The organism is Vibrio sp. Vb1337 (genome assembly GCF_033338715.1).
GTDB lineage: Bacteria > Pseudomonadota > Gammaproteobacteria > Enterobacterales > Vibrionaceae > Vibrio > Vibrio alginolyticus.
This window is the reverse complement of record NZ_JAWOTD010000312.1, coordinates 1-1,007: the sequence shown is the minus strand read 5'-3', so window position 1 is coordinate 1,007 and position 1,007 is coordinate 1. Positions and strand designations below refer to the sequence as shown.

Sequence of the window (1,007 nt, the reverse complement as noted above, 5' to 3'; positions counted from 1 at the left end):
AACACTAGTAAAACAGCAGCTTGAAACTCGAAGCAGCCAGGTGGAATTGCAGCTACAGGCGGAGAAATCTATTTCGCGCTCATTAACTGGTAAGTCTGCGCATATGGAGCAGATCCGCAAGCTTGTTGCCCAATACGCGTTACTGGACACGCACGTGGTGGTTTATGGTGAGTCGGGCACTGGGCGTCACAGCGTTGCGGGGTTAATTAAAGACATGATGTCTAAGAGTGAAGAAACGGAGTATGGCTCTTTTGCTCTCAGTGCAGCCACAACAACGGATAGCATTGATGACGCCATCGACAAACAGCAGTCGTGTTTACTTGTGTTAGAGAACTTACCTGAACTGCCTGAAGAGGGGCAACGGCATCTGGCTCAATTGTTATTGGCGCGAGAACGTTGTGGGAAAAAGAATCTGCGTGTTGTAACGATTTTTGACTCAGAACCGGAAGCGTACATCACCAAAAATCAATTGCTGCCGGAACTGTACTATCTACTCAACCAAGGCGTGGTTCACGTACCGCCATTGCGTCAGCGCCCTGACGACATCGTGACGATATTTCATTACTTCTTAAAACTGAGTTGTAAGAAATTAGGCAAAACATTGCCAAATGTCGACTCTAGCTATCTTGCGCTACTGAGAGGCTATCCGTGGCCGGGCAACATCCGTGAGCTAAGAAACATCGCTGAGTTATACGCAATCGGAATTGTTAAGTTAACGGGTAAAGAGCGCATCTACTCACAAAATGAGATTCAGCTTCCATTGGATGATTTGGTGGACGATTTTGAAAAGCAGCTCATAGAAGATGCGCTGTTTTTGCACTCCGGGCGAATTACGGATGCGGCAAACCATCTGCAAATACCGCGTAAAAAGCTGTATTTGAGAATGAAAAAGCACGGAATTGAAAAGGGCAATTATAAGTCGCGATAACAACAAAGCGTTTGAGGTCTACATCAGTAAGCTCAAACGCTTTTTTGCACCAAAATTCAGAGTGACTAGCAACCATCTG

1 protein-coding gene is annotated in these 1,007 nt (G+C 46.0%); it reads left to right on the top strand.

Annotated elements, in window-relative coordinates:
- Nucleotides 1-928: sigma-54-dependent transcriptional regulator (locus R7E42_RS25865; protein ID WP_318073367.1), on the top strand; the 928-nt coding region annotated here is incomplete at its 5' end.
- Between the last annotated feature and the right edge of the window lie 79 nt (nucleotides 929-1,007).